Source organism: Poseidonocella sedimentorum (assembly GCF_900116005.1).
GTDB lineage: Bacteria > Pseudomonadota > Alphaproteobacteria > Rhodobacterales > Rhodobacteraceae > Poseidonocella > Poseidonocella sedimentorum.
Genome location: NZ_FOYI01000001.1, coordinates 490,659 through 516,110 on the forward strand (window position 1 = coordinate 490,659; position 25,452 = coordinate 516,110).

Sequence of the window (25,452 nt, forward strand, 5' to 3'; positions counted from 1 at the left end):
ACGGTCCTGCTCCCATGACCGGGGTATCCGAGCGCGCAGGTCATCTCATCGCCGCGATGGCCGAACGGCATGTCCCTCTGACACCAAGGCTCGCGGAGACCCTGGCAGGTTTGGAGCAGGCGGGCCGACCGGCGGATCATCCTTTTTGGGGGCGTGGATTCAACCTTGCAGGCGCAGCCATCGGTTTGACTCGGGTTCTGGGAGCATCGGAATTCTGGCGCGGTGCGAGCGAGGTTTTTTGTTCGAATGTGGCGGAACCGATCCTGCGACAGGCGGCGATCCGAACTGGTGCCGTAGTGCTTTCGGGCCGAGCGCCCTTGCCGGGCGGAAAACGGGCGCCAGATCAACACTGGGTCAGCTCTTTCGAGTCCGAAGTGGATCGGTTTCTCGAGACCGAAGCGCCTATGGGCCGCGGCTTCTGGGCCGAATCCGGCGTCGCTTTATATGGCGCCGCGATGAAGGCTGCGACAGACCGAGCGATACCGAGAGGGCAGGGCCGGCACCGCCCACATCCGGTGCCCGAGCCCGAACCGCTGCTTTGTCACCTGCTCTACGTGGCCGAACCCGTCCTGCCGGATGACGCCGCGCTGAAGCAACGGTTGCAAAGATCCCGGAGCAATGCACGTCGAAAGCGCTCGGGTTTCCGACCGAAGGAAGGCGGCGTCAATGGCATCCGGATCTCGAACCGGGTGGAGGACCTTCCCGACGCGACAATGTCAGAATTTTTTATGCCGCCCGAGGCAATCGCGCACCGCCTTCTGCACGAGGGAATCCTTGTCCGAAACAGACCGCCGTTCCGGCAACCACGACGGGACTTACTGTCGCTGTGTCTGTGTGACCGGCGCGCCGCTTCCGAGGCGACAGCGATCGTCAAGGCGGCGTGGTGCGACGCTGCCCTGCGGCTGAGGATCGTCCTGTCGCAGATCGGGCAGGATAAAAGCGATCTGCTCTGGTCAGAACAAACCGGGTTGGGTGTCACTTCGGACCACCTCGGCGTCGAAAACGCTGAATTCCCGTCGGGGATTGATGCTCTGGCTATGAAAGAACATGTCCGCGTGAGTATGTTGTCCCGCTCAGGGTTGCTCCCTCATTTCGCAGATACCCTCGCATCCGCCGCCTCACCGGAGCCTACGGACGGGCCGGAGGATGCAGCGCTTTTGGCGCGCGTTGCGCTTGCACGCCTGATGGCGCTGAACCCTCTCGCGACTGGTGCCAGATCCGCTTCCGAACTGCCGGACTATGCGCGGAAGCTCTGCTTTGTCACCCTGACGGAGGGCACGGACGCAGCGACAATCGCCGATGAGGACTGGCCGGCATTGCGCACTGCGCTTACGGCCGGGCTGGCCGGCGTGCTTGAAGACAGAGTGATACCAGTGGCGCTCATCGTCCCGAGGGTCATTTCTGATGCGGCCCATTTCGTGGCGGTTGGTGAGCTTGCGCCAGGCGGGAGACTGGAGATGACATCAGCGGACCCCGATGCGACGGGCCGACAATGGGTCGACGAGATCCTTGGCGCGCTCTCTGACTGTTTCATCCGTTGTACGATTGAGGCGATTGATGGCCGACGAGACTGAAGGCGCCCTGCGGCAAGGGTTCGTGCTGCCAAATCTGCAACGCGAAGAAACACCCTCGTTCTTCGCGGGGCTCGCGCCACACCTGCTCCAGGCGACCGCTGCAGAACTCAGTTTCGCGATTCAAGCCGACGGGAGCATGGTACCTTTCCTGCCGCACTGGAACGCGCCGCCGCATCAGAGCCAGGAGCTTGTAACAACTCTCCGCAGCATTTTGGCTGAGATTTATCAAAATCGCTGCGATCGTCATGTCGACCCGTCGCGCCTTGCCCCAAGGTCGTTGGAAATGGCTGGCCATGCGGATGCGATCGGCGCCGCAGTTCATAGCCTGTTCGCTGCGCTGAGGCGGGGCGACGCGATCCCGAGCGGGTCCATGGATGCGCTTTGTGTTCTCCGTGGCCCTCTTTCCGAGACAGTTGAAGCAGCTGTGGCAGTGGTCCGGCGCAGCCGTTATCCGGCCCTCTCGGTCCTGCGCGATGAGGAGCAAGACGATGTCATCGTCATACGGTTCTCTGACGCGGAGGAGAGCGGGGCGACGCTCGAGGGATTGCGCGCGGGCTTCGAAGGCGAACTCCCGTTGTTTGATAGGATCGCCACTGCGTCTGGGTCGGTCTGGTGCCCCCGGGGCCTTGGTTTGCCGCCCGATCAGCGGGGGGATGTCTCTGGAATTCTCGATGGGCTTGCCAAAGCCGGAGTAGTCGACTCCGACAGCGATCTGCTCATCATGCCGCCCGAGCCCGAACGCCTTCTCTATCTGAGCCTGCCGCTGGAAATGTCTTCGGCCGACCTCGACGATATCAGTGATCACGGGGTGGAACGGGCCGCGATCACAGTTCACAGACTGGAAGCACGGCCATCCAAGCCGGCACTCGCCGCGCTTCAGGAGAAAATCGCAGCGGCCCGCTTCCCACTGGGCTATCGCGTCGCCCTACACCGAACATTGGAGGTATCGCCCGACGAGCAGGCGATCGAGCGTCTTCGTGAAGAGATCGACGAACGGGCGGCTGCGATCGAGCTGTTGCAGGCACTGACCGCTCCTCAACTCGGACTGCTCCGTTTCAGCGATGCGCAGCTACCAGCGCTGGTCGATGGCCTTCGTAAGATGCCGCCCAAAATGTTGCGAGACGCGGGTCTGACTTTCGCGACCTGTCACTCGGCCGGTAAATCCGAGCCGAGCTATTTTGTGCTCTACGACCCGGCCAAAGCCGCGGTTGAGGGGGTCTTGCCCGAACACTACTGGCGTGCGCGGACCGAGGATCATCCCATGCGATACTGGCTCGATCCACATGCGGCAGAAGCGATGACCAAGGACAGCAAGGCGCCTTTTGTCTTCACGCCGGTGCGACACCGGATCCTGCCTGCCATAGACAGCTATGGTGGACGTCTGGGAGAGAACCTGCGCCTGATACTCGGAAACCTGTTTTCAGAGGCGGATGCCGTACTTGCCGCCCCCGACGCGCGGCCCGCATTCGTGTTTTCTCCATCGCCTGACTCGGGTGCCGAAATGGAGGTTGAGGTATTTGATCTGTCACGTTTCGAGCCGCTGGAGTTGGCAATCAAATGGCTCAACGATCACCTCATGGTGCGCTCTCCGCGCATCCCTGAGGCGGATGATCTCAAACGACTGGCCGAAGACCTCTATCAGGGGGAACTCGTCGAGACGATCCGGTCGGAGCTCGATGCCGACCTCGCCGCGCTGGAAGCAGTATGGTCCGATGGCAGCACTCGGGTCCTTGAGCGTGCAAACGCGGTTTTGGAACACATGACCGGGCAGTTGTCGCGCACCGCCGAGCGACTCGGGCTTGGCTTTTCATATCTAGAACGAGTGCGGGAAAAAGTAGAGGACATGGACCGGGTGCTTGATGCCACCCGGTCACAACTCGACAGGTTGCAAGTTCTCGAAGCCGAGTTCGCGGAACTGCCGGAGCAGCTTTCGGCCGAGCGGATGGCGATGGTTGAGAGCCTGCTGACCGAATTTCGCGTAGGCGAACGCACATTGGAGCAGGCGAAAGAGCGTGTCCGTGTTGAGAAAGATCGTATCGCGGTTCTGCTAAGCAGATTGGGTATTGATCCGTGAGGAAACGATCCCGTCCTCCCCACTCCGAGCAAGAGGAAGCTTTCGACGACGCGATCGACGCACTCGATCAGATCGCGCAGAGGGCGCTACCCAACTCCAGTGATTTCACGCAGCAGATCAGCGCCCTATATCATGCGATGGCCGCGTGCCACGCAGCAATCTCGGAGCGTTTGGCATACGCCGATATCGTCCAGGCTTTGCGGTCGCTGCGCATCGAGACCATGAACCGCTTCGCAGTGGCCGAAACACGCTTGCGGCGGCGAAAGCGTCGTCTGTCGTTTTTGCTGTTCTGGCGGCGTTACGGGACGGCGATCGTTTCGACGCTCCTGAGCGCTGCGGTGACTTGGTCCGTATGGTTCTGGTGGGACGCCGTCTCGGCGTGGATGGAGTATGCGGTGTCCAGGCTTCTGGACATGGTGCCGTCGCCGAATGAGGAGAGCAAGGTTGGCCCTGCTTCTCAGCCTCCCGTCGGGACTGTAACGCCTCGGGGTACGCAACCATGACGGGGCAGGCCGACAGCGAACTGGCCGGTGCGGACAGCGGGAAGTCTCCGGGCAGAGGGCCACTGGCAGAGGGCGAAGCATCAGGTGCGACGCAGGGAACCTCCATGGGTCGGTCGTCTTTGCTTCGCGGAGGTTTGATCTCCTCCGGCCGTACGAGGCGCTTTGCGCTGCGTCTGCTTGGTGGTGCCACCATACTTGGCCTTTTCGCGCTCATAGGCGCTGGCGTCGTCCTCGAATGGTTTCCAAAGACCGGGCCAACGTTGTTATTTTATATTTTCCACGATCAGGTCTGGTTGCCCGTCAGGGGCACGGTCTGGACAGCGGACTTCCCGGGCGTTTTGATCTGGGTGGTGCCGGTGGTTGGACTCCTGCTTGCGATATCGGTCGAGTTCTTCGGCCTCTGGGGGATTCTCAGGCGGACACAAGTAAAGGTCCTTCGTTTCCTCTTGCGGGGGCGTGGTGCCGGCTTCGTCCTATCCTGGCACCGTGCGATCATGCCATTCGGCCTGCGGGCCGAACAGGCGGAGACAATTCTGCGAGAGGACCGTGACGCACTCACCTCCGAATTGCTGGAACTCGACGAGGAAATAGCTTCTGGCGGTCTATCGGAGCTTGTGGACAGGCAGCGCCAGATCATCCGGTTCGGTGGCTTGGACCAAAAAGATTTGGGGTCGCTATTGGAAACCCTGGCGCTCGTCGGCTTTCTGACTCAAGCCGATGAGGCCACCCCTGCAAGCTTCGTGCGCATGCTGCGACAGATCGAAGACGACCCTGGTTGGCGTGATCTGATCGAGGCGCTGATCAACGGCGTGGAGGCACGTAAGGTAGTCGATTGGTCAACCAGTCGGCTTTCGGAAGTGTCGCCCCTTCGCCTCGCCGGACAGACTCTTGCGGTTGCTGTGGAAGCGTCCAGAAACCCGCAACCGGCGCTGCTGGTCTGGTTTGATGCCTGGGCACGGCAACGAATGGCGCCTCTTGGCGGCGGGTCGTCCCTCTTTGTGGCCGAGGATCTCATCACCTTCGAAGCCTGGGCGGATATTGCCGAGACAGCGATCTCAGGTCCGCAAGTGAGTGCCATGATGAAAAACGCTTTTCATGGCTTAAACGCAACCCGCTCACGGGGAGAGATTTTCGCGCGACGGGGTCCTCAGGCGGAGAAGGGGGCGCTATGAGGCTGGCAACCGGCTGGGCCGACATCCGCGCGCAAGCGGGACGGATGCGCCGAAAAGGCGAGTGGAAGAGGTTGGGCCGGGTGCGGCCAGCCGGGCGGTTTGATCCCGGGCTTGTGGTGGTGGGTGCCACCGCGGCGATGATCTTCGGAGTGTTGGGATGGATCTTCGCGATGGCCGAAAACGCCAATGGTGTCTTTGATCCACAACCTCTCGTGGAAGTGGATGATCCCCGGATCCTGGCGGACTATCGAACCGGGAACACACCTTTTGTCGACGGTGTCCAGCATGGAGAACTTGCGGTACTCGGCCGTTCCGATGGCCAAATAGCCTATTACGATAGCACCCGCGAGTTGTTCGCGGACGACACGATCCCGCGCGATGCGAATCTGTCTTCGGAGTTGTCGTTTCTTTCGAGTGCCTGCGAGGGCGAGTTGACAGGTGTCTGCACTTCTGACGTCCCGCTGTTCGCGGTTACGCAAGCAGGTGGCTTGGCCAGGCGGAGCGCTGGAAACTGGGATGTACTTCTGGGCGATTCTTCCTGGGAAGGACCCGACGGCGTCCCGATCGAGCAAGAGGAGGTGGCTCTCTGGAGTGCCTCCGAAACTGGTCGTTGGATTTTGGCATCGGCAGGAGCGAAAGGGCTCGGACTGTTCGATCAACGGTCCGGATCGTGGCGCGCCGTATCGCAGTCCGGCACGGTACAACGCCCGGACCATCTCGTCTGGAGCAATGGGTACTTCTGGATCGCCGGCTCTCACGGTCTTGAGGCGATCGCACCAAGCCGACCGATGGATCGCCGTCCGGTCGAAGCGGTCACCGGCGCGGTTCTGGATATAGCCACGTCACCGGACGGCAAAGTCTGGATTCTTCAGTCTCTCACCTGTCCGGGCGGGCAGTGCCTGTCTATTCTGAGCGGGCTGACGCCGACTTCGTTCTCCCACATCGTCGGAGAAACAGTTGTCCCGGCTTCGTTGTCGCAGCAGGGCATTGAGCATGCGGTTCTCCAGGAGCGGCAGATCGTTACGCTCGGCGCGGCCGGTGTGCATGCCTACGACCCGAAGAACCGAAATTGGACGATCCTCGAGTCTGCGCCGGTCAGCGCCTATCATGTCGAGGCCGGGGGCCGTATCATCCGGTTCGCAACCGGTCCTGGCTATGCCGAAGTGGTTTCGGCAGAAATCACCAGACGACTGCTTCTTCCAAAACCGATAATTCAGCTTTTGCCTCTGCCCGATGGTCCGGTGATTGCGCTAGCCCGCGGTGGCGCAGTCTATGATGTCAGTGGCAATGATCCTCGAACAATCGCGTTCGCCGACCCCGCGCTGCCCAAGGATACTGAGTTTGTGACGGGCGCGTTCTGGAAGGGCGAGGTTATCTTGCTTGGGGCGGAGGGAGCGCTGATCCATGATCCGTTTGCGCGGCGCTACGCATTCGATCCCGGAGCGCCACCGACCGGATCCTTCGAGCGCGACGCGAGTCTGTTTGCCAGTGAAGCTGCGCTTTGGCTGGTCATGCCGGGCTCTGGACGGGTGTTCGTCGCAAGTACGAGCGGCGACTGGCCAGATCGGAAACTGGTCTTCAAACACCGAGCAACCGTCCCAAACGGAATATTGAACCCTCATGTCACCGGGTCCACCTTGAACTTTGTCGACGCGGGCGGTCGGCCTCTTGCGCTGCAAGCAGACGGGACGGCGCCCGCTCATCCAGTGTTCGGAGCCGAGATCGGATCTGATTTCCGCCCCACGGCGGCCACGGTCGCCGGAACCGCGCTCGTGTTTTCCGACGGCCATGACCTTGCGCATTACGATCCCCAAACGCGCGGATGGACAGGGCCGATGCCCGGACCTTATGGCGGTGTCGTCGACCTTGCTGTTCTTGGACCGGAACTCTACGCGCTGACAGGGCAGGCGGCGGTCCACGCACTTGGCGAGACGCAATGGCGCGCGGTGGTCGGGGGGCCGGCGGGGGCAGTTCTGGGCCTTGAGGAATTGAGCGATGCTCGGGCATCGGGCGATCAGGTTTTCCTCGCCGGGGACGGTTCGGTGCAGGCCTATGATCAGGCCGCCCGCGGTTTCCGTCCTGTCTTCAAAGGTGGTGCGGGTCCTGTGCGACTGCTGGATGTCGAAAGTAGCCTGCCGCTATGGTTGTCGAACAATCGTCTGTTTCGCGGAGCAAAGCCACTTTCGCTACCGGAAGAGGCCGTTCGCGGGGTTGCAGTCTCGGGGGGTGAATTCGCCTATCTCGCCCGCAATGGCCGTCAAGACTACGTCGTTTTCGGCGAGCAGGAAAGATGCCTGTTTCGCGGGACGACATCTCCTGCGAAAGCTTTGCGGGATGCGCGCAACCTGCCTGATGGGAGGCTGTTCGTTCTCACTGAAGACGAGGCCTATATCTACGAGCCAGCAGCGCACCGCTGGTTGGATATCGACATTGGCGAGATGCCGGAGGGCGCGCGTCTCGAGGTTCTTGGGGAGTTTCTGGTGCTCGCGGGAACCGACACTTTCCGGGCGGTGCCGTTCGCGAACATTCCAACGCCCTTGTCTTGCGACCCCGAGCCATTGGATTTGGCCTGGACCTCGGAATTCGAGGTTGAGCAAGTTGTCCTCGATACCGCGCGAGGAGATGCTCTGTTGCGCTATCCCCGTGGCCGGATCACCCGTTGGCGGGCCGGCCACCAGGTCGAGCTGTTGCCACCGGTAGGGCCAGCGCCCCCGTCTGGGACATTGCGCCGGGTGTATGACGATTCCGATGCTCTGATCTTCGCATCAGACACGGCAATCTGGCGATATGAGCTCACGGATCGTGTCTGGAAGCTCAGGCAGTTCTTCGACGCGCCTCCCGATCCCCGGGAAGTTGATCTCGTGCGCGATAACACCGGGCGCCAGTTGGTGACGCTTTGGGACGCGACCGGGGAGACCTGGGGCGGGCAGCCGGGAGAGCACGGGCTTCATTTCTCGCGTCTGCGGCTTCCACCGATGCCTGTCGTGACGCAACCGCCTGAGGATATCATCGATATGGCCGTCTTCGACGACGGCGTGGCGATCCTCGGTAGGCGGGAGATGGAGCTTTTCGATATTGGGGATTTCAAACCCTCTGGCCGTATCGATCTGCCCGAGGCCCAAATCGGCTGGCAGATTATGCAGGTGTCCGGACAAGATCACCTCGTTCTTGTTGACGGTGCTCCGGAAACTCCGAAGAGCATCTACGTTCTCGACCCGGAGCGGATGAGAGAGACGGGCGCGACCCTCGCGAATAGTGCGTTCGTTTATCGTCCCGGAGACGACCGTGACTGGAAGATCGGGGCGCAGGAGATCTTTCGAATCGACCGTGGCTTGAACGTCCATATCTGCCCGATAACGCCCGGTCTTGGCGACGCCGACGTTTGCCGAATTGGTTTTGCAACACCGATGCGGGCGAAAGACATCAAAGCGTTGGAAAAGCGATCGAACGGCTACATCGCTCTGCTGCGTGACTCGGTTGTGCGGTTGGACGACAATTTCCGGTGGACAGAGACGATGGCAAATGTCCGCGTGAACGCTGACAGCCGGCTGATCAACTCCGACGGACGAACGTATCTCTGGGAGGGCCCGGACCGCCGCCTGCTCGATGTTTGGGAAGACGAGGCGACCGCCCTCTTGGATGGCGTGACGTCTATCGAGAGCTTTAGGGCGTCGATCTCTGCCATTCCCGAGCTGCTGGCTTTCACATTGGACGCGATTCATGTCGTAAGATACGGCGCCCTCACACCTCTGGACGCTGGGGCAAGCCGTGTGTCTGCCGCGACCCTTTCCAGAGGTGGCAGAGAAGTCGTCTGGCTGGACGCGTTGGGACGCCTCCGGTCGACCCAGCCCCTTGCGATCTACGACAGAGCCTTGCGATTTCCCGCGTCGGCCACCGCGATCATGCGGCTGGGGCAACCTTCAAGTGAGAGGGAGGGTGGAGCACAGTGGGCCTATCAGACGGACGAAGGCAGGTTGGAAATCGTCTCAACGCAGCGATGCGAATCTGGTTCGCCGATTGGCCCCGATCTTACACGGATTGAAATTGCTCCAATGCGAGTCGATATCAGCCCCTGCGTCCATAGCCTCAGTCTGCCGCTGCGCCTTTCGCAGAGCGAGCATCTGTCGGAGATCATGATCGATGGGACCACCGGGACGATCTTCGTCGGTACCTCCGAGGCAAAATATGAGGTGGACGCCGTCTCGATGCGGGTGCGCAGGCAACGGCTTGGTGGGATCACCAGTGCCGATCACGAGAGCCTGTCAGATGTTCGCAGTCATGTGATCAATGTCGATGGGATGGACTTCCTGGCTCCCCCTGCGTTTCAAAAGAACGATGAGCTGTTCCAGCTCAAACTCGGTTCGAAAACGAGTGTCACAGTAGGGGGAGTGACTGGCCTCCCCCCCCTCGATCAGGCCTGGTTCGACTGGGATCGATCCACTGGTAAAGTGCGGTTCGGAAGAACGGTTTCATTGCTCCCAGAGCAGGCCTTTCGGGACGGTTTGTTTCTTCCTGCGGCGCCTGGCAAGGGGGCGCTATTGCCGGACGGATCCTTCTCCTATGCGAATGCAAATGGAATTTGGCGGGTATCGGGTAATCATGTGAGTCCCATCGTGGTTGCGGCCTTGCCGGAGGTGGTGGGTCTCTCGCACGGTGTGTTCCTCTTCGACAAAGGTGGACGCGAGGCGCAATCCGGTCTGCCTGTGAACGATGGCAATCTACGTAAAATCAATCGCGGCGCCTTGACCCTTTCAGAGACTCTGAGACCCGGCGGTGTCGATGCCAGCTACATGATTTCGGGCCAGGCGGTGCCGGCTTTCGCGCCGCATGGTTTCGCTTTCGATCGTCGGCTCGCCGCGGCAACAGAAGCTGGCAAGCCCTGGCTCTTGACGCCAATCGGACTCGTCCCTGCGGATGATCTGGACGAAGGCGGCGTGGTTGCTCCCGGAACCAGGTCACTAGACACCGTGAGTGGTCAACTCTTTGCCGATATACCCTCCGGCTGGCAATCGAGACGCGCGGAGGTTTGGCGACAGAGTGCACCGCCGCGCGAGACGATGGAACTCGCACGCGATCCCGGTCGCATCTGGCGCCGCGTTGACGGCCGGGCGGAAGTCGTGCCGGAAAGCGACGCCGACACTTGGCGGATCATGGGGAACGGCTTGGATTTCGCCGCCGAACGCCCGTTGGCGATGTCAGGCGAAGGCGCGGCACTTGTTCTTGTTACCGGCGCCGGCACGCATGTCTCCAGCTCGATCGCAGCTCTGGGCCGGTTGGCGGCGCCCGTCACCTCCGATCCCGGTGTAGAGCGCCTCGACACGCTTCAGATCGCGCCGGATCTCCCTGTCACCTGGGGCGAGACGCCGAATGGGCATCTGATTTGGGATAATACGCACCAGCGATGGCGCAAACCCTCCGACGGCGAAAACCCTTGGGAGGCCCGGCGCGCTGTCGCCTCGGGAAGTCTCCGGATCGAATTCGGAGGAACGAAGGCCAAGGCCGCCTTCCTTACCGATACTGCTGGCGGGGCAAAGCACCCGGTCCCGTTCAACTGGAGGAGGGGAGGACATTTGCCTTTCGACCTCGTGCGAAGCGTCCACGCTGAAGATGGGAAATTGCTCCTTGCCACAGATTTCGGGTTGCGCCGGCTCGCACTGACGGAAGCCGGTCTTGAGCATGAAGCGCTGTTTCGTCTGTCGCCCACGGGGCCTCAAGCCGCGGCGCTTCGGGTCGGACGTTCGGATCTGACCGGGCAGTTGCTCGGTGAGGTGATCGACGCGTGCGTTATCTTTGACGACATCTCGGCATTCCCGCGGCCCTGCGATGCCGCCGGCGGCAATCTTTCGCGACGTCATATTCTTCGCAACGATTTCTGGCATTGGTCGAAGTCGGACTCAGCGGTCTTTGCGGAGTATGTCGCGCGCGATGGCACACCGCTGATACCGCTGCCTGTAGCAGCCGGCGCGCCGTGGCTGCATGATCGGCTCGCAGACCGGATGCTGTGCGAAGGAAGGATCTTCGAACTCTGGCGTGGCGCCCCGGTCGCCGCCGAGATCACTGCCGGAGTGCCAGGCGACTTGCAGATGCTTCCGGCGGCCAGGTATTTGCATTGTCACACTGATACCTCACACCTCGGTGGTGGACGCACTCTCGGTGCTGGCCCCTATTCGGCCGGAGGCGGCTCTGCTTGGCGTTGGTCGTCATCGGGGTGGACATCCGAGCCGGAAGCTGCCGCTCTCGCGGAGCGAGCAGCCGGCAACGTACCATGGGAAACGCAACGCCTTAGATTGGCCTTGCGATCCGGATTTCCCGAGCTCTCCTACCTGCTGGAAGATGGCTCTGCTTGGCGCGGGATCGCTTGGGAGGTGGGTAGGATGCCCGTCGACAGGATTCAGGGCCTTGCCTATGACGTTGGAGGCATGCAGGTCTTTACCCCTGCGGGTTTGCACGGCTGGGATACGCAGCACGTTGGGTTCGATCCGGGGCAATTGACGCTCAGAACGCCGCCGGATCCGCAGAGATTTGCGGAGTGCAACCCGGTTTGGATTGAAGTCCGCGACGGGCGCACTCACGGGATACCTCAAGAGGCGGATCATCCGATCAGCGTTGTCTGTACCGATGGAATAGGGTTCTTAGCCGACCCCACCAAACAGATTGATCTGGGGAGTTTCACTGCCTCGGACAAGGCGATCCCGGAGGACCGTGTGCTTGTCGACACGGAGGTCTGGCGCTGGACACAGCATTTCGGAGACACCGCTCCTCCTGAGGGTATCGATATCCGATTCCGGGATGAAGCGATTGCGTTGAACGCCGGCAGGCTCTCGATCGACGCTTATTCTGGCCTGGCCACTCCGTTCAGCGAGACAGTCGAGATTGTCACGGAAGGCGCCGGATGGTGGCGGCTTCCGGCGGATGATCTCGGGGCGAATCGCAGTCTGCGAGGGCCGAGGGGTGCTGCGCCGGAGAGGGTCACTTCACTACGTTCGGATCGTAGGGGTGGGGAGCGTGCGCTCTGTGTGGATGGAGAGACCACGGCCGTCGTTGACGCTGACGACAAGGTAGTCAGGGCCTCCGAGTGCCGCCGCTGGAGCGGTGCGGACCCGTTTTGGACCTGGTGGCAGAGCGACACCGGAGCGGAGGCGGAAGGTGTGTCCGAGACCGGCGCGCGTATCGTCCGCGAGCTTGTCGGCGGCAGGTTTTCCGACCTGGTGGTAACCGCCGCGCCGCGGCAGGACAGTCGCGTGGCGGGTCGGCTCCTTGTGCCCACGATGGCCGGCCTTCTGACCCTCGGCAACGATGGGCCGGTTGGTCTGATGGCATCCGACAGGCCGGTGCTTCTGGCAAATGGAATGGATGACCGAGTCGCGCCGATCGGATTACATGCGACGCGTGATCTTGTGCCGCCGACTTGCGCAGCTTTGACGGAGGTCCTGTCAAAGCTCGATGACGGTCAGCGTCTGCTCCGCGTTGTCGAAACGCCGGCGTCCACGGCGCTCCTCACTCTGGAGACATCCGATGATCGTCAGCAGTTGCTCATCGATTGCGCAAATATCGACGGCGCACTCCTCTGGTCCCAGATCCTCGACGCCGAGGATCGAAGCCGCCGGGCCGCCATGGGCGGCGCGCTCCAGAGTGGCCTGCTCCTGATTTCCGCGGATCAGCAGCGGGTTCGGGCCAGCGACGGCGCGGTTTCGTTCGATCTTCCCTCCGTGGGTCGCCCAGTGGCACAGATGGCGTCTTCTGACGGTCGTGCCGCGCTGATCCTGACCGAACAGGCTCTGTTCCGTCTGGATGGAGACCGCCTGCTATCCGACCTTGCGCGTTCCGAAGGGGCGACAGCATCCCCAACTGGCCCCTTCGCGACCGGCACCAATCCTCAACCAAAGCCGATTTCAACGACTTCGCCCACTGTCTCACAACCCGCGCAGGCTAATCCGGGGAAGCAAACGGGACCGATGCAAATATCGCCGAGTCCAGATGACGCTGTGGTTGCGGCGGAGCCCGGTATTTCGCTGGGTTGGGAGGAGGTGTATTCTGTGCAGAAGGTCCTAAAGTCCCTCGGTTACTATGATGGCGAACTCGACGGAGATCTCGGCCCCCTCAGCACAGCGGCAATTCGTGACTGGCAGAGGAATGAAAGGTTGGAAGTCACGGGCGAGCTGACGCAGAGACAGCTCGATCGCCTCCTGAGGGATGACAAATGAGTGTCGCTTTTCTCCATGAGCTCGAACGGTATGAATTCTCGCTTCAGGAGAACACGCCTGCCCGAGCGTCACGCCCAAAAGGACAGAATAGTGACACCGATGAGAGCCCGTTTCATCTAGGTGGGCGGATCTGGTTGCTCCGCTCTGTCGGGTTTTCTGCAGTTGCGGGAGAGATAGGCCTGACATTCGATCCCACCCTCATGACGGTGCGACCTTCGACCGAAGCCAGTGATTGGGAGGCCTTGCCGCAAACCACGGAACTCGTGCTCAAAGTGATGAACCATGCCGCCGACGCTCTTGTTGAATCGCAGCCTGGCCTTCTACCAGTCGAACTTCCACCCGCGCCCAAATTACACTTGGCACCGGTTCAATGGAACGTCAGTCGAACGACTGCGAATGATCGAAGACTTCGATCTTTGCGTCAAACACTTTCCAAGGTTGAAAAGGATCAGGACCAGGACAGAGATCTCCCCGGCCGTGGCGAGATGAAGTTAAGGCGCGAATTCTCGCGGCTGCGTCTTCCCGCTCCGGCGACGGTCTCCGTGTCGTTCGACTCGTCCCGAAAGGCCCTTCGGGTCAAGCTCGCCTTCGTTCATCTCATGAGCGAGGTGTGGGGCGTGTCGTATCTTCAAGCGCGAGGCCACCGATTGGAGTTTGTCGCTCGATCCGTCGAGGAACGTAAGCAAGTTGCCAGATTGATCTGCAGAAAGTTTCTAATTGCGGTCGCAAGGTGTGTGGAGCTTTGGCTGGGTCCGGTCGATTTCAAGGTAATTATTGCTCTGGAGACTCTCAGTTCAGAGAGCGAGCTCTCAGGGCAACTGACTTTGGAACCGGGGGCGTGGGGATTTGAGACTGCGGCAGCGGCAATCGATTCCAATTTTGGATCAGAGCGCCTTTACTTTCAATTTTTATGAAGATGGGGTGGCCCCTGAAAGTGGGCCAAAAACTGGGAGTATATAGTCCCGCGAATTGGAGGTGACCTGCACCCTTCGGAGTCGGCGTTTATTAGGTCGCGCGTTTCAATATTTGGTCCTTTATTGACCGTTGGGAATACTCCCGCAGAGTGAGTCCGCTTGTGTGAGGGCATCTGGTGCCCGCCACGGAGCTGTGCCGCTCAGCCGGTGCGGGCGGCGGGGGTGTTGCTTTGGGCGTTGTCGTGGAAGAACGCCGCGATGCGGTCGAGGCAGGGCTCTCGCATGGTCGGTCGTTCCATCAGCACCTCGTGCTCGGCGCTGTCGACCATCACCAGCTCGCCCCCCGGCCAGCGGCGCATCCGGTCGTGGATGCGCGATGGGGAGACGATCCGTTCGTTGGTCCCAAGGAAGGTGAGGCAAGGCATGTCCGGTGAGGGCATCGCGGCGAGCGCGCGCATCTCGCGCAGCGCGCCGTGCAGCCAGCGGATGCTAGGCCCGCCGAGTTGCAGCGCCGGGTGGGCGGTGGTCTGGCTCTTGAGCCACTCATAGGTGGCCTGGTCGGTCGTAAGCTGGTTGCCCTCGAAGGGCTCGACATCAACGTACGTCTCGCGGCCGGTGCCCGGCGCGTAGCGCTCGCCGAGCGCGCTGTTGCTCACAAGCGCGGTCAGCATCCAGGCCAGCGGGCGCAGGACGGGATTGATCTCGATCCCCCACATCGGCGCTGAAAATACCGCTGCGCGGACCGGCAGCCCCTCCATCAGGGACCGCAGCCCGATGCAGCCGCCGAGCGAATGGGCGACGAGGAAGTAAGGCTCGGGCAGGCCCTCGTCGCGGGCGAATTCCACCAGCGCGCGGGCATCCGCCTGATAATCGGCGAAATCTTCCACATGGCCGACGCACGGGTCGGCCACGAGCCGCGACGAGAGGCCCTGGCCGCGCCAATCACAGGTCGCCATCGCGAGGCCGCGCAGCGCGAAATCCCGCGCAAAGGGGCCGTATTTTTCAATGAATTCCGTGCGGCCGGTGAAGACCAGAACCGTGCCGCGCGCGCCGGGGCTGGGAAAAGCGCCCATGCGGATGCGCAGCGCCCCACCCATGTCGACCCAGCGGCAGATCGCCTGTTCCGGCCCGGCCGCGATGTCGGAGAGGTAGGGCGCTTCGCTCATGGGATCAGCCGAGCGCGCTGCCGAGCTTCATGGCCGTGCCCATGTTGCCGTCGACCTTGAGCTTGCCGGACATGAAAGCCATCGTCGGGTTGGTGTCGCCCGACAGGATCGCCTGAAACGTCTCGGCGCTGGCGCGGAGCGTCACGTCGGTGTCGTCATCGCCTTCGCGCACGCCGGCGCCGTCGATCACGATGCTGCCCTCGTCCTCGATGACGAATTTGGCCGACCCGTCGAAGCCGCCGTCGATTTTTGCCTGCAGCGCGGCCACTGCGCCGTCGATGATGTCGCTCATGTGATGGTCTCCTCTCACTTTTCCATCAACCCTCTCGCATTTTGCGCAGGGTGCGTTACCTTTGGGGTACCATGATGAAAGCTCTGCGAAACCTCAAATCTATCGTAACGGCACTTGCGATTATTTTGCCGGGGATAACCCAAGCGCAGGACAGCGCGGGCGATCTTGATGCGCTCTTTGCCGAGCTCAGGGCGGCCGAGACGGCACAGGATGCGGCCCGGACGGCGCGGCGAATCGAGCGGATCTGGGGCAAGTCGGGCTCGGCGTCGGTCGATCTGTTGCTGGAGCGGGGGCGCGATGCGATGGAGGAGGGCGATACCGCGGCGGCGGTCGAGCATTTTTCTGCCGCGACCGATCACGCCCCGGGTTGGGCCCATGGCTACACGCTGCGCGCCGAGGCGTTCTTCATGGCCGAGCGGTTCGGCCCGGCGCTTGAGGATATCGCCGTGGCGCTTGCCGCCGAGCCGCGCGATTTCCGCGCGCTGACGCTCTTCGGCGCGATCATGCTGCACCTTGACGAGATGGCGCACGCCCGCGACGCCTTCGCGCGGCTGGCCACTATACATCCCCTGTCGGACGATCTATCCACGCTTCAGGAGCAGGTGGACCTGGCCACCGGAGAACTGGAACTCTGACGCAGCGCTTGCGCGGGACAGGCCAAAGATGAACACCGCCCCACGGATCACCGCGGTCCTTGGCCCCACCAACACCGGCAAGACCCACTACGCGATCGAGCGGATGCTGGGCTATCGTACCGGGATCATCGGCCTGCCGCTGCGGCTTCTGGCCCGCGAGGTCTATGACCGGATCGTCGCCGTGCGCGGGCCGTCGGTGGTGGCGCTTGTGACCGGCGAAGAGCGGATCGTGCCCGACAGGGTGCAATACTGGGTCTGCACGGTCGAGGCGATGCCGGAGGGGATGGGCTGCGATTTCCTCGCGGTGGACGAGATCCAGCTCTGCGCCGATCCCGAACGCGGCCATGTGTTCACCGACCGTCTCCTGCGCGCCCGCGGGCTGCACGAGACGCTGTTTCTGGGCTCCGACACCATGCGCGGGGCGATCGCCGCGATGGTGCCCAAGGTGCAGTTCATGCGCCGCGACCGGATGAGCCAGCTCACCTACAGCGGCTCGAAAAAGATCAGCCGGATGCCCGCGCGCTCCGCGATCGTGGGGTTTTCGGTCGACAACGTCTATGCCATCGCCGAGCTGCTGCGCCGCCAGAAGGGGGGCGCGGCCGTGGTCATGGGGGCGCTCAGCCCGCGCACCCGCAACGCGCAGGTCGAGCTCTACCAGAGCGGCGAGGTGGAGTATCTCGTGGCGACGGACGCGATCGGCATGGGGCTCAACCTCGATATCGACCACGTGGCCTTTTCCTCGACCGTCAAATTCGATGGCCGCCGGATGCGCCCGCTGGCGCCCAACGAGCTGGCCCAGATCGCCGGCCGCGCCGGGCGGGGGATGTCCAACGGGACGTTCGGCGTCACCGGCGAGGCGCCGCCGCTGAGCGATGAGGTGGCCGAGGCGATCATGGAGCACCGCTTCACGCCGATCCGCAAGCTGCAATGGCGCAATGCGGCGCTGGAGTTCGCCACGCCCGAGGCGCTGATCCGCAGCCTTGAGCGCCCCGCTTCGGATGAATGGCTCACCCGCGTGCGCGACTCCGATGATCTCGTCGCCCTGCGCGCGCTCGCCGCCGATGCCGAGACGCGGGCCCGCGCGAGCGATGGCGCCTCTGTCCGCCTGCTGTGGGATGTCTGCCGCGTGCCCGATTTCCGGGGGATCTCACACGCCGAACACGCCAGCATGCTGGAGACGATTTTCGGCTATCTGCACGAGCGCGGCGCCGTGCCCAACGACTGGATGGCGCGACAGGTCAGAAGAATTGATCGAACCGATGGCGACATTGATGCGTTGTCCAAACGACTGGCGTTTATTCGCACATGGACCTATGTCGCACAGCGCAAGGGCTGGGTTGCGGAGGAAAGCCATTGGCGCGAGGCGACGCGCACTGTAGAAGATCGCCTGTCGGATGCGCTTCACGCGCAGTTGACGCAAAGATTTGTGGATCGGCGCACCTCCGTATTGATGCGCCGGCTCAAGCAAAAGGAGTCCATGGTGGCCGAGGTGAACGACAAGGGAGAGGTGACCGTCGAAGGGCAATTCGTCGGTCGTCTGGAGGGGTTTCGCTTCTCCATGGATCAAAGCGCGAGCGGGCAGGAGGCGAAGACGCTCCGCCAGGCCAGCCTGCAGGCGCTTGCCCCTGAGTTTCATTTGCGCGCGGACCGGTTCTACAACGCGCCCGATACCGAGATCGATTATACCGAGCAGGGCGGGCTGATGTGGGGCGACAGCGCCGTGGGCAAGCTTGTGCCCGGCGCCGATGCGTTCAAGCCGCAGGTTGTTGCCTTCGTCGATGAAGAAGCGGGCGAGGAGGTGGGCCAGAAGGTCCAGCGCCGGTTGCAGCATTTCATCGACCGCAAGATCGCCACCCAGTTCGAGCCGCTTCTGGGGATGCAGAAGGACGAGGCGCTGACCGGGCTGGCGCGCGGGTTTGCGTTTCAGCTCGTCGAGGCCTTCGGCGTGGTGGAGCGGGCGAAGGTCGCCCAGGACGTGAAGGCGCTCGATCAGGATGCGCGCGGGCTCTTGCGCAAGCATGGCGTCCGTTTCGGCCAGTTCACCATTTTCATGCCGCTCTTGCTCAAGCCCGCGCCCACGCGGCTTCGGATCGTGCTTTGGTCGCTCTCCAAGGGCCTTCAGGAGTTCCCCGAATCCCCGCCTCCGGGGCTTGTGACCGTGCCTTCGGGTACCGATGCGCCGGACGGGTATCACACCATGTCGGGCTATCGCGCCGCGGGCGAGCGGGCGATCCGGATCGACATGCTGGAACGGCTCGCCGATATGCTGCGCAATGAGGACAGCCGCGGGGGCTTCGAGGCCAAACCCGACATGCTCTCGATTACTGGCACCACGCTGGAGCAGTTCGCAGCGATGATGCAGGAGCTTGGCTACAACGCCGAGCGGGGTGAGCGCACCAAGGTCAAGCCGGTGGACGAGACGATCCCCGGGGCCGGAGTGCAAGCCGAGGACGCGCCGGCGGAATCCGCCGAAGACACCCCGATCATGGATGTCGCGCAGGACGCCGCGCCGGGGGCGATCATCGATCCGCCCCAGACGCCGGAGCCTGCCGATCTGCCCGATGCCGCCGCCGAGATTCCTGATGCGGGCCCCGGCGAGAGCGTCGCGCCCGTGGCCGAAACGCCGACGGAGGCGCCCGAGGTCGCGGCCGCGATCCCCGAGCAGTCGGAAGGCGAGGTCTCGCCGGGCACCGCGCCCGATGCCGAGGTCGCCGGACCGGAGGTCGAGGTCTTCTATACCTTCACCTGGCGCGGCAATCGGCCGGCGCGTGGTGCGCGCCGCGAGGACGGCCAGAAGCCGCGCGGCAAGGGCAAGCCCAAGGGCAAACGCGGTGGCGACAAGCCGCAGGGCGGGCGCGGGGACAAGCCGCAAGGCGCGCGCAAGTTCGAATCGCGCCCCCCCAAGAAAGACAAGATCGACCCCGACAACCCCTTCGCCGCTGCGCTGATGGGGCTGCGCGACAAGTCCTGATGGCATGAGCCCGCAGCGCGACACGCTCCGGATCGACAAGTGGCTCTGGCATGCGCGTTTCTTCAAGACGCGCAGCCTCGCGGCCCGTGTCGTCTCGGAGGGCAAGCTGCGGATCAACGGCGCGCGGGTGTCCAAACCCGCGGCCCAGGTCGGCGCGGGTGATACGCTGACCTTCCGCCAGGCGCGGGAGCAGCGCGTGATCAGGATCGAAGCGCTCGGCACCCGGCGCGGCCCGGCCCCCGAGGCCCGCGCGCTCTACGAAGACCTCCAGCCGCCCGAGCCGCGCCCCGCGCCGGAGCAGAACCCCCGCTATGAGGGCAAGGGCCGGCCGACCAAACGCGAGGGGCGCATTCTGCGCGCAAAACTGCCCCCCACGCTTGAATGATCCGCGCCCGTCCACTAGGTCAACGCCCGAACACACTGAAAAGGCCCCGCCGATGACTTACGTCGTTATGGATAACTGCATCGCCTGCAAATACACCGATTGCGTGGAGGTTTGCCCCGTGGATTGCTTCTACGAAGGCGAGAACATGCTGGTGATCCACCCCGACGAATGCATCGATTGCGGCGTCTGCGAGCCCGAATGCCCCGCCGATGCGATCCGGCCCGACACCGAACCCGGCGCGGAGGCATGGGTGGAGTTCAACCGCAAGTTTTCCGAAATCTGGCCCGTGCTCGTCACCAAACGCGACCCGCTGCCCGGCGCCGAGGAGCGCGACGGCGAGACCGGCAAGAAGGACAAGTATTTCTCCGAAGCGCCCGGCGAAGGCGGCTGAGGGCGCCCGGGCGCGGTTCGGGCGCCGCGTGATTCGGTTGTGCCTGTTCAAAGCGCTTTGCCGTTCACGTGAACTTCGTCGCCTAACGCGTTGTAAGTTTTACCGCAATCCACCGCTTGACGCCATTGCGCTTCCCGGGGGGGCAATTATGTGGTAGGATAGTCGTCGGATGAAGCCAATAAATCACAAATGTCAGCACAAAAGCGCCGCGGTTCCTGCCGCGAATGTGCAGCACTGAAATCCTACCATCTTGCAGTTCGTCAGTGAATGTCGTGCTGGAAGGTGGTTTTTGCGTCTTGTGATGCCAGTAAGGACACGTTGAATGAGCAAGAAGAAGCCAGAATTCCGCCCGAACGACTATGTTGTGTATCCCGCCCATGGTGTGGGCCAGATCGTTTCCATCGAGGAGCAGGAAGTCGCCGGCATTTCGCTGGAGCTGTTCGTCATCTCCTTCGAGAAGGACAAGATGACGTTGCGCGTGCCGACGCACAAGGCCGAGGAAATCGGGATGCGCTCGCTGAGCTCGCCCGATGTCATCTCCAAGGCGATGACCACGCTCAAGGGCAAGGCTCGGGTCAAGCGCGCCATGTGGTCGCGCCGGGCGCAGGAATACGAGCAGAAGATCAACTCCGGTGATCTGATCGCCATCGCCGAGGTCGTGCGCGATCTGCACCGCACCGACGATCAGCGCGAGCAATCCTATTCCGAGCGCCAGCTTTATGAGGCGGCGCTGGAGCGGCTGACGCGCGAAGTGGCGGCGGCCGGGGGCGGCGATGAGCTTGCCGCGGCCAGGAAGGTTGGCGAAGTGCTGACCGCGCGGGCGGCCTGAGCCCGACGCGCCACGGCTCTGAGCTTTGTGCTCTGACATCCAGGACCCGCCGGTGGAGACGCTGGCGGGTTTTTCCGTGCCGCGGCCGGGCGGCTTATGCGCTCTTTTCCTCCTCCTCATCGTCGTCGTCATCGCTGCGGGAGAGCTGGGCGATGAGCAGCGTTTCAAGCTCCTGCTCCAGCACCCGTGTCCGCGCGATATAGGCCGCGTTTTCGGAATTGGGCACGTCCGGATCCCAGACTTCGGCCAGTTCGGCCAGCGCCTTCCGGTCATGCTTGTAGAAGGTCTGTTCGGCCTCCGAGGCCTCGAAATCCGTCAGCCCCATGTTCTCCAGCACGTAGCGCCCGGCGCGCAGGCTCGAGTCGAAGGTCTCGCGCACGATGTCATCGGCGCCGGCGCGATAGAGGCGGTAGACGTGGCTCCGGTCGCGGGCGCGGGCGATAATGTGGATGTCGGGGCGGACGCCGCGCGCCTGCCGCACCAGACGCAGACTCGCGGCGGGATCGTCGAGCGCGACGACCAGCACCTCGGCGTCGCGGATGCCCGCCGCGCTCAGCAGTTCGGGCCGGGTGGGATCGCCGAAAAAGCCCTTGAATCCGAAGCGCCGCATCAGCTTGATCGTCTCCATATTGTTGTCGATCACCACGGTGCGGAAGCCGGTCGATTGCACCAGCCGGTTGACGATCTGGCCGAAGCGGCCGATCCCGGCGATGATCACCGGGCCTTTTTCGTCGATCTCGTCGGCGCTGTGATGCTCCTTGCCGTCCGCCGCGATCCGCCTGGATTGCCATTCATAGAGGATGAAGAGCAGCGGCGTGACCAGCATCGAGAGCGCGACCACGAGCAAGAGCCGGTCGGCGAGTGCGCCGGCCAGCACGTTTTGCTGCTGAGAGAAGGAGATCAGCACGAAGCCGAACTCGCCCGCCTGGGCGAGGCCCAGTGTGAAGAGCCACCGGTCGCGCCCGTGAATGCGGAAGATCAGGGTCAGCGCGTAGAGGACGAGCCCCTTGGCGAGGATCACCAAAAGCGTGAGCCCGATAATGGTCAGCGGGGCCGCGAAGAGCAGCGGGAAGTTGATGCCCGCGCCCACGGTGATGAAGAAGAGCCCGAGCAGGAGGCCCTTGAACGGCTCGATATCGCTTTCCATTTCGTGGCGGAATTCGGACGTTGCGAGCACGACCCCGGCGAGGAAGGCGCCGAGCGCGGGGGAGAGGCCCACGAGCCCCATGAGGAAGGCGATGCCGGTCACGATCAAGAGCGCGACGGCGGTGTACATCTCGCGCAGGTGGGCCTGGTGGATGAAGCGGAAGAGGGGGCCGATGAGATAGATCCCGGCGAGGATCACGGCGGCGATGGCCCCGAGCGTGACCAGCGCGACGCCCCAATCGGGCAGGCCGTCAACCAGTGAGAGGCCGTCCCCGACGGGGTGGGCGTCGTCTGAAGTGGTGTCGTGGGCGGCCGCCGGATCTTGCCCGGTGGAGCCGAGTGCGAGCAGGGGCAGGAAGGCGAGCATCGGGATGACGGCGATGTCTTGTGTGAGCAGGACGGAGAAGGCCGAGCGCCCGCCGGTGGTCTGCATCAGGCGCTTTTCGGTGAGCGTCTGAAGCACGATTGCGGTAGAGGAGAGCGCGAAGATCAGCCCGATGGCGAGCCCGGTGCGAAAGCCCGTGCCGAGCATGTAGGCGCCGGTGAGGATCACGAGGGTCGTCAGCAGGATCTGAAGCCCGCCGAGGCCCAGCAGCTTGTCGCGCATCCCCCAGAGCGCGCGCGGCTCCAGCTCCAGCCCGATCACGAAGAGCATCATCACCACGCCGAATTCGGCAAAATGTTGCAACTCGGTGGTCTCGGCGCCCACGAGCCCGAGCACCGGGCCGATGATGATCCCCGCCGCGAGATAGCCCAGCACCGAGCCGAGCCCCAACCGCGCCGCGATGGGGACGGCGATGACCGCCGCGGTGAGGTAGATCGTGGCGCTGGTCAGGAAGGCTTCCATGCGGGCTCTTTTCGGTGGCGCGTCGCCGTCGGCGCGGGTGGGTCCGCGGTCGAGGCGGGACTGGCTGGGGGCGCGGGCGTGGCGTCGGGAGGTGGCGGGACGGGCTCAGGCGTGGGGCGGGGTGAGGGCGGCGGGCAGCGGGGCCCGTCGGCTCACCCTTTGGGCATTCGCAACACCACGTTGCGGCCTTTCTTGACGTAGCGCAACTCGCCATCCCCGATCGCCGCGACGCGGCCCCCGTCGAGCGTGTCACCCACCTCGACCTTGACGTAGCGGCCATTGCTGAGCCGGATGAGCGCGCGGCGGTTGCTCGGAACACCGTAAACCCCGATGAGGTTGACCTGGTTGAGGCGCAGCACGTTGTCGGTCGTGGCCTGCCGCGCGACCGAGGCGCCCGAGGGCGCGGTGGCGCGGATCGCGGCGGCGGCGCTGACTGCCGGGGCCTGGGGCGCTTGCGGCGCGGGTTGGGCGCGGGCGACCACGGCGGCAAACCCGTCGGGCCGCGCGCGGGGCTTGGGCGAGAGAGTGATGGCATGGGCCGAGGGGGGCGCATTGGCCGGCGCGTTGGCGGCGGCCTCATCCTGAAGCGAGCGGGGCCGCAGGAGGGGGCGGATCCCGGCCAGTTCCTCCCGGCTGCGCCCGCCGAACTGGGCGCGCTCGTTTTCCTCGACAAGCGTCTCGGGCCGCACAAGCGGACGCACGGCGGCAAGCAGCGCCTGTTGCAACGCGGCCGAGGTCTCTGCGCGCAGGGCCTCCTCATCAGGGCGGTCTGGCGTCGGCGGGGGGCGGCGCGGTGGCGGGCCGAGATGGACCATGATCCCGTCGGGGGTCAGGGCGCCATCCGGGGTCGGGCGCACGCGGCCATCAGGGCCGAGATCGAACACGGTATCCGCCGGGGCGGGATCGATGAGCACGGCGGCGGGATCGTCAGCGGCGAGGCTGCCCGCATCGGGCAGGGCGATGGCATCGCCGATCACCGTGCGGGGATCGATCGCCGCGAGGTGGATGTCCGCCTGATCCGGCGCGTCGGGCGCGGCGAGCGGCGCGGGCGCGGCGGGCCAGATCCCGGTCGCGGCATAGCTGGCCTCCAACGCTTCGAGATCGATCTCGGGCGCGGCGGGGCTGTCTTCGGTGAGCTGCAACTCGTCCGGTTGGGTGGCCGGCGCGGGCGCGGCGGCCGGGTCGGCAGGGCTCTCCTCCGGGGTGGTGTCGAGCGCGGTTTCTATGATCTCCGCCGCCGGCGGGGCGGGCCAGATCCGACTCAGAAGCGGGGTGCCGGCCCCGGTAGCGAAAACGGTCGCGCCCGCAACGCCGAGGATCGCCAGAGCGGCGATCAGGAGCAACGGCGCGCGCGGCGCGCGGCGCTGTGCCGGGGCGCTCCCGCTGGGCGGACGGGCGCCGAAGATCGTTAGCCGCCGGGCCTCGTCATCGGCGTCATCCACCCGCTGCGAGCTGGTCGCCACGGGGTTGGTGAGGGCGATCGGAAGAACGGTGTCGCCCGCGCCCTCTGGCTCGGGGTCTTGCGGCGCGACTGGGTCGGCGGCGGTCCTGTCCGGGTCTGCGATACTCTCGTCGTCGACGACCAGAGCCGGACCGTCGCTAGTGCCCGTCTCGGTTGCCGAGACATCGTCTGGGTCTTCCGGTAGCGCCGTGGGCTCCTGATCCTGCTGCAGAGCCGCGCCATCCTGCGGATCGGCGTCCTCCTCCGGCGCGGAGCCGTCCCGCAAGATTTCGGGCTCATCCGCGCCCGGTGCCTCATCCGCCGCGCTCTGTTCAGGCTCCGGCGGCTGCGGGGCCTCCAAGCCGGCTTGCGAAAGCTCTTCGAGCCCGTCCGCCGCAACCACGGCGTCCCCGTCCTCGTCCTCGTCCGCCCGCGCCCCGCTCAACGCGCCGAAAAACGGCTCCCAATCATGGGCGTCTTCGGGCACCGCGCCGACCACCGAGACTGGCAGGAACCCTTGCGACAGCGCGAACTCCTCCGCTTCGCGGATCGTCTGACGGGCGGTGGCGGCGACAAAGGTCTCGCCGCCGCAGGTCAGCCAGTCGAAGATCAGATCCTCCACCGGGTAGGGCGTCGCCCCTTCGAGCGCGGCGCGCACGTCCTCATGGCTGAGCGCGCCACCGTGTTGCAAGAAGCGGATCTGCTCGGCGGGCAGGATGAGCTTGGTGGGGTAGGGCGCACTGGTCCGGGCGCGGCCACGCAAGCGCGCCAGGGTCCGGGCGAGATCGGGATCGGCCGGATCGGCCTCGCCGAGGCTGTGCCACCCGTCATCGGCGCGCTCCAGCAGCGCGATTCCCTCGAAGGACAGTATGAGAGCCAGGTCCGGTGTCATGTCTTGCGGTTTATCA

General features: G+C 64.0%; 15 protein-coding genes. 11 read left to right on the top strand and 4 right to left on the bottom strand.

Going from position 1 to position 25,452, the window contains the following annotated elements; all coding sequences use genetic code 11:
• Positions 1-14 precede the first annotated feature (14 nt).
• Genes BM353_RS02350 through BM353_RS16540 form a run of 6 tightly spaced genes read left to right on the top strand, consistent with a single transcriptional unit; the run spans position 15 to position 14,441 of the window.
• Positions 15-1,574: a hypothetical protein gene (locus tag BM353_RS02350; RefSeq protein WP_143104083.1), complete on the top strand. Its 1,560-nt coding sequence runs from the start codon at positions 15-17 to the stop codon at positions 1,572-1,574.
• On the top strand, positions 1,558-3,648 hold the full coding sequence (locus tag BM353_RS02355) for a hypothetical protein (protein ID WP_092076191.1): 2,091 nt from the start codon (positions 1,558-1,560) through the stop codon (positions 3,646-3,648). The genes BM353_RS02350 and BM353_RS02355 overlap by 17 nt, the downstream gene beginning before the upstream one ends.
• On the top strand, positions 3,645-4,151 hold the full coding sequence (locus BM353_RS02360) for a hypothetical protein (RefSeq protein ID WP_092076193.1): 507 nt from the start codon (positions 3,645-3,647) through the stop codon (positions 4,149-4,151). Before BM353_RS02355 ends, BM353_RS02360 begins: the two co-directional genes overlap by 4 nt.
• Positions 4,148-5,323 (top strand): hypothetical protein, encoded by a 1,176-nt coding sequence (locus BM353_RS02365; protein ID WP_143104084.1) that lies wholly within the window; start codon positions 4,148-4,150, stop codon positions 5,321-5,323. Before BM353_RS02360 ends, BM353_RS02365 begins: the two co-directional genes overlap by 4 nt.
• Positions 5,320-13,527, top strand: coding sequence for a peptidoglycan-binding domain-containing protein (locus BM353_RS02370; RefSeq protein ID WP_092076197.1), 8,208 nt, complete (start codon positions 5,320-5,322; stop codon positions 13,525-13,527). Before BM353_RS02365 ends, BM353_RS02370 begins: the two co-directional genes overlap by 4 nt.
• Complete coding sequence (locus BM353_RS16540) at positions 13,524-14,441, top strand: hypothetical protein (protein WP_143104085.1); 918 nt, start codon at positions 13,524-13,526, stop codon at positions 14,439-14,441. Before BM353_RS02370 ends, BM353_RS16540 begins: the two co-directional genes overlap by 4 nt.
• A 200-nt stretch (positions 14,442-14,641) precedes the next feature.
• On the opposite strand, the gene BM353_RS02380 is transcribed toward BM353_RS16540, so the two are convergent.
• A complete protein-coding gene (locus tag BM353_RS02380) occupies positions 14,642-15,607 on the bottom strand; it encodes an alpha/beta fold hydrolase (protein ID WP_092076201.1) in 966 nt (321 codons plus the stop codon).
• Positions 15,608-15,611: 4 nt separating this feature from the next.
• Positions 15,612-15,899 carry an SCP2 sterol-binding domain-containing protein gene (locus BM353_RS02385; RefSeq protein ID WP_092076203.1) on the bottom strand — a complete coding sequence of 96 codons (288 nt, stop codon included), beginning with the start codon at positions 15,897-15,899 and terminating at the stop codon, positions 15,612-15,614.
• A 125-nt stretch (positions 15,900-16,024) separates the two neighbouring features.
• Between BM353_RS02385 and BM353_RS02390 the strand changes: the two genes are divergently transcribed.
• From BM353_RS02390 to BM353_RS02410, 5 genes are all read left to right on the top strand, one after another.
• On the top strand, positions 16,025-16,534 hold the full coding sequence (locus BM353_RS02390; protein WP_092076205.1) for a tetratricopeptide repeat protein: 510 nt from the start codon (positions 16,025-16,027) through the stop codon (positions 16,532-16,534).
• Between the two features lie 28 nt (positions 16,535-16,562).
• Complete coding sequence (locus BM353_RS02395; RefSeq protein ID WP_092076207.1) at positions 16,563-19,505, top strand: helicase-related protein; 2,943 nt, start codon at positions 16,563-16,565, stop codon at positions 19,503-19,505.
• Between the two features lie 4 nt (positions 19,506-19,509).
• Positions 19,510-19,890: an RNA-binding S4 domain-containing protein gene (locus tag BM353_RS02400; protein ID WP_092076209.1), complete on the top strand. Its 381-nt coding sequence runs from the start codon at positions 19,510-19,512 to the stop codon at positions 19,888-19,890.
• 52 nt (positions 19,891-19,942) lie between these two features.
• Positions 19,943-20,281, top strand: a complete 339-nt coding sequence (gene fdxA / locus BM353_RS02405; protein ID WP_092076211.1) for a ferredoxin FdxA — start codon at positions 19,943-19,945, stop codon at positions 20,279-20,281.
• Between the two features lie 322 nt (positions 20,282-20,603).
• Positions 20,604-21,110 carry a CarD family transcriptional regulator gene (locus BM353_RS02410; RefSeq protein WP_092076213.1) on the top strand — a complete coding sequence of 169 codons (507 nt, stop codon included), beginning with the start codon at positions 20,604-20,606 and terminating at the stop codon, positions 21,108-21,110.
• 94 nt (positions 21,111-21,204) lie between these two features.
• Here BM353_RS02410 and BM353_RS02415 read toward each other — a convergent pair whose 3' ends face one another.
• Positions 21,205-23,103 carry a cation:proton antiporter domain-containing protein gene (locus BM353_RS02415; RefSeq protein WP_092076215.1) on the bottom strand — a complete coding sequence of 633 codons (1,899 nt, stop codon included), beginning with the start codon at positions 23,101-23,103 and terminating at the stop codon, positions 21,205-21,207.
• Between the two features lie 152 nt (positions 23,104-23,255).
• On the bottom strand, positions 23,256-25,436 hold the full coding sequence (locus BM353_RS02420; protein WP_092076217.1) for an ICP22 family protein: 2,181 nt from the start codon (positions 25,434-25,436) through the stop codon (positions 23,256-23,258).
• Positions 25,437-25,452: the final 16 nt, after the last annotated feature.

What these genes read in the sequence shown, in the direction of transcription:
- BM353_RS02350 (WP_143104083.1), top strand. Translation starts at nt 15, where the DNA reads ATGACCGGGGTATCCGAGCGCGCAGGTCATCTCATCGCCGCGATGGCC.
- BM353_RS02355 (WP_092076191.1), top strand. Translation starts at nt 1,558, where the DNA reads ATGGCCGACGAGACTGAAGGCGCCCTGCGGCAAGGGTTCGTGCTGCCA.
- BM353_RS02365 (WP_143104084.1), top strand. Translation starts at nt 4,148, where the DNA reads ATGACGGGGCAGGCCGACAGCGAACTGGCCGGTGCGGACAGCGGGAAG.
- BM353_RS02370 (WP_092076197.1), top strand. Translation starts at nt 5,320, where the DNA reads ATGAGGCTGGCAACCGGCTGGGCCGACATCCGCGCGCAAGCGGGACGG.
- BM353_RS16540 (WP_143104085.1), top strand. Translation starts at nt 13,524, where the DNA reads ATGAGTGTCGCTTTTCTCCATGAGCTCGAACGGTATGAATTCTCGCTT.
- BM353_RS02380 (WP_092076201.1), bottom strand. Translation starts at nt 15,607, where the DNA reads ATGAGCGAAGCGCCCTACCTCTCCGACATCGCGGCCGGGCCGGAACAG.
- BM353_RS02385 (WP_092076203.1), bottom strand. Translation starts at nt 15,899, where the DNA reads ATGAGCGACATCATCGACGGCGCAGTGGCCGCGCTGCAGGCAAAAATC.
- BM353_RS02395 (WP_092076207.1), top strand. Translation starts at nt 16,563, where the DNA reads ATGAACACCGCCCCACGGATCACCGCGGTCCTTGGCCCCACCAACACC.
- BM353_RS02400 (WP_092076209.1), top strand. Translation starts at nt 19,510, where the DNA reads ATGAGCCCGCAGCGCGACACGCTCCGGATCGACAAGTGGCTCTGGCAT.
- fdxA (WP_092076211.1), top strand. Translation starts at nt 19,943, where the DNA reads ATGACTTACGTCGTTATGGATAACTGCATCGCCTGCAAATACACCGAT.
- BM353_RS02410 (WP_092076213.1), top strand. Translation starts at nt 20,604, where the DNA reads ATGAGCAAGAAGAAGCCAGAATTCCGCCCGAACGACTATGTTGTGTAT.
- BM353_RS02415 (WP_092076215.1), bottom strand. Translation starts at nt 23,103, where the DNA reads ATGGAAGCCTTCCTGACCAGCGCCACGATCTACCTCACCGCGGCGGTC.
- BM353_RS02420 (WP_092076217.1), bottom strand. Translation starts at nt 25,436, where the DNA reads ATGACACCGGACCTGGCTCTCATACTGTCCTTCGAGGGAATCGCGCTG.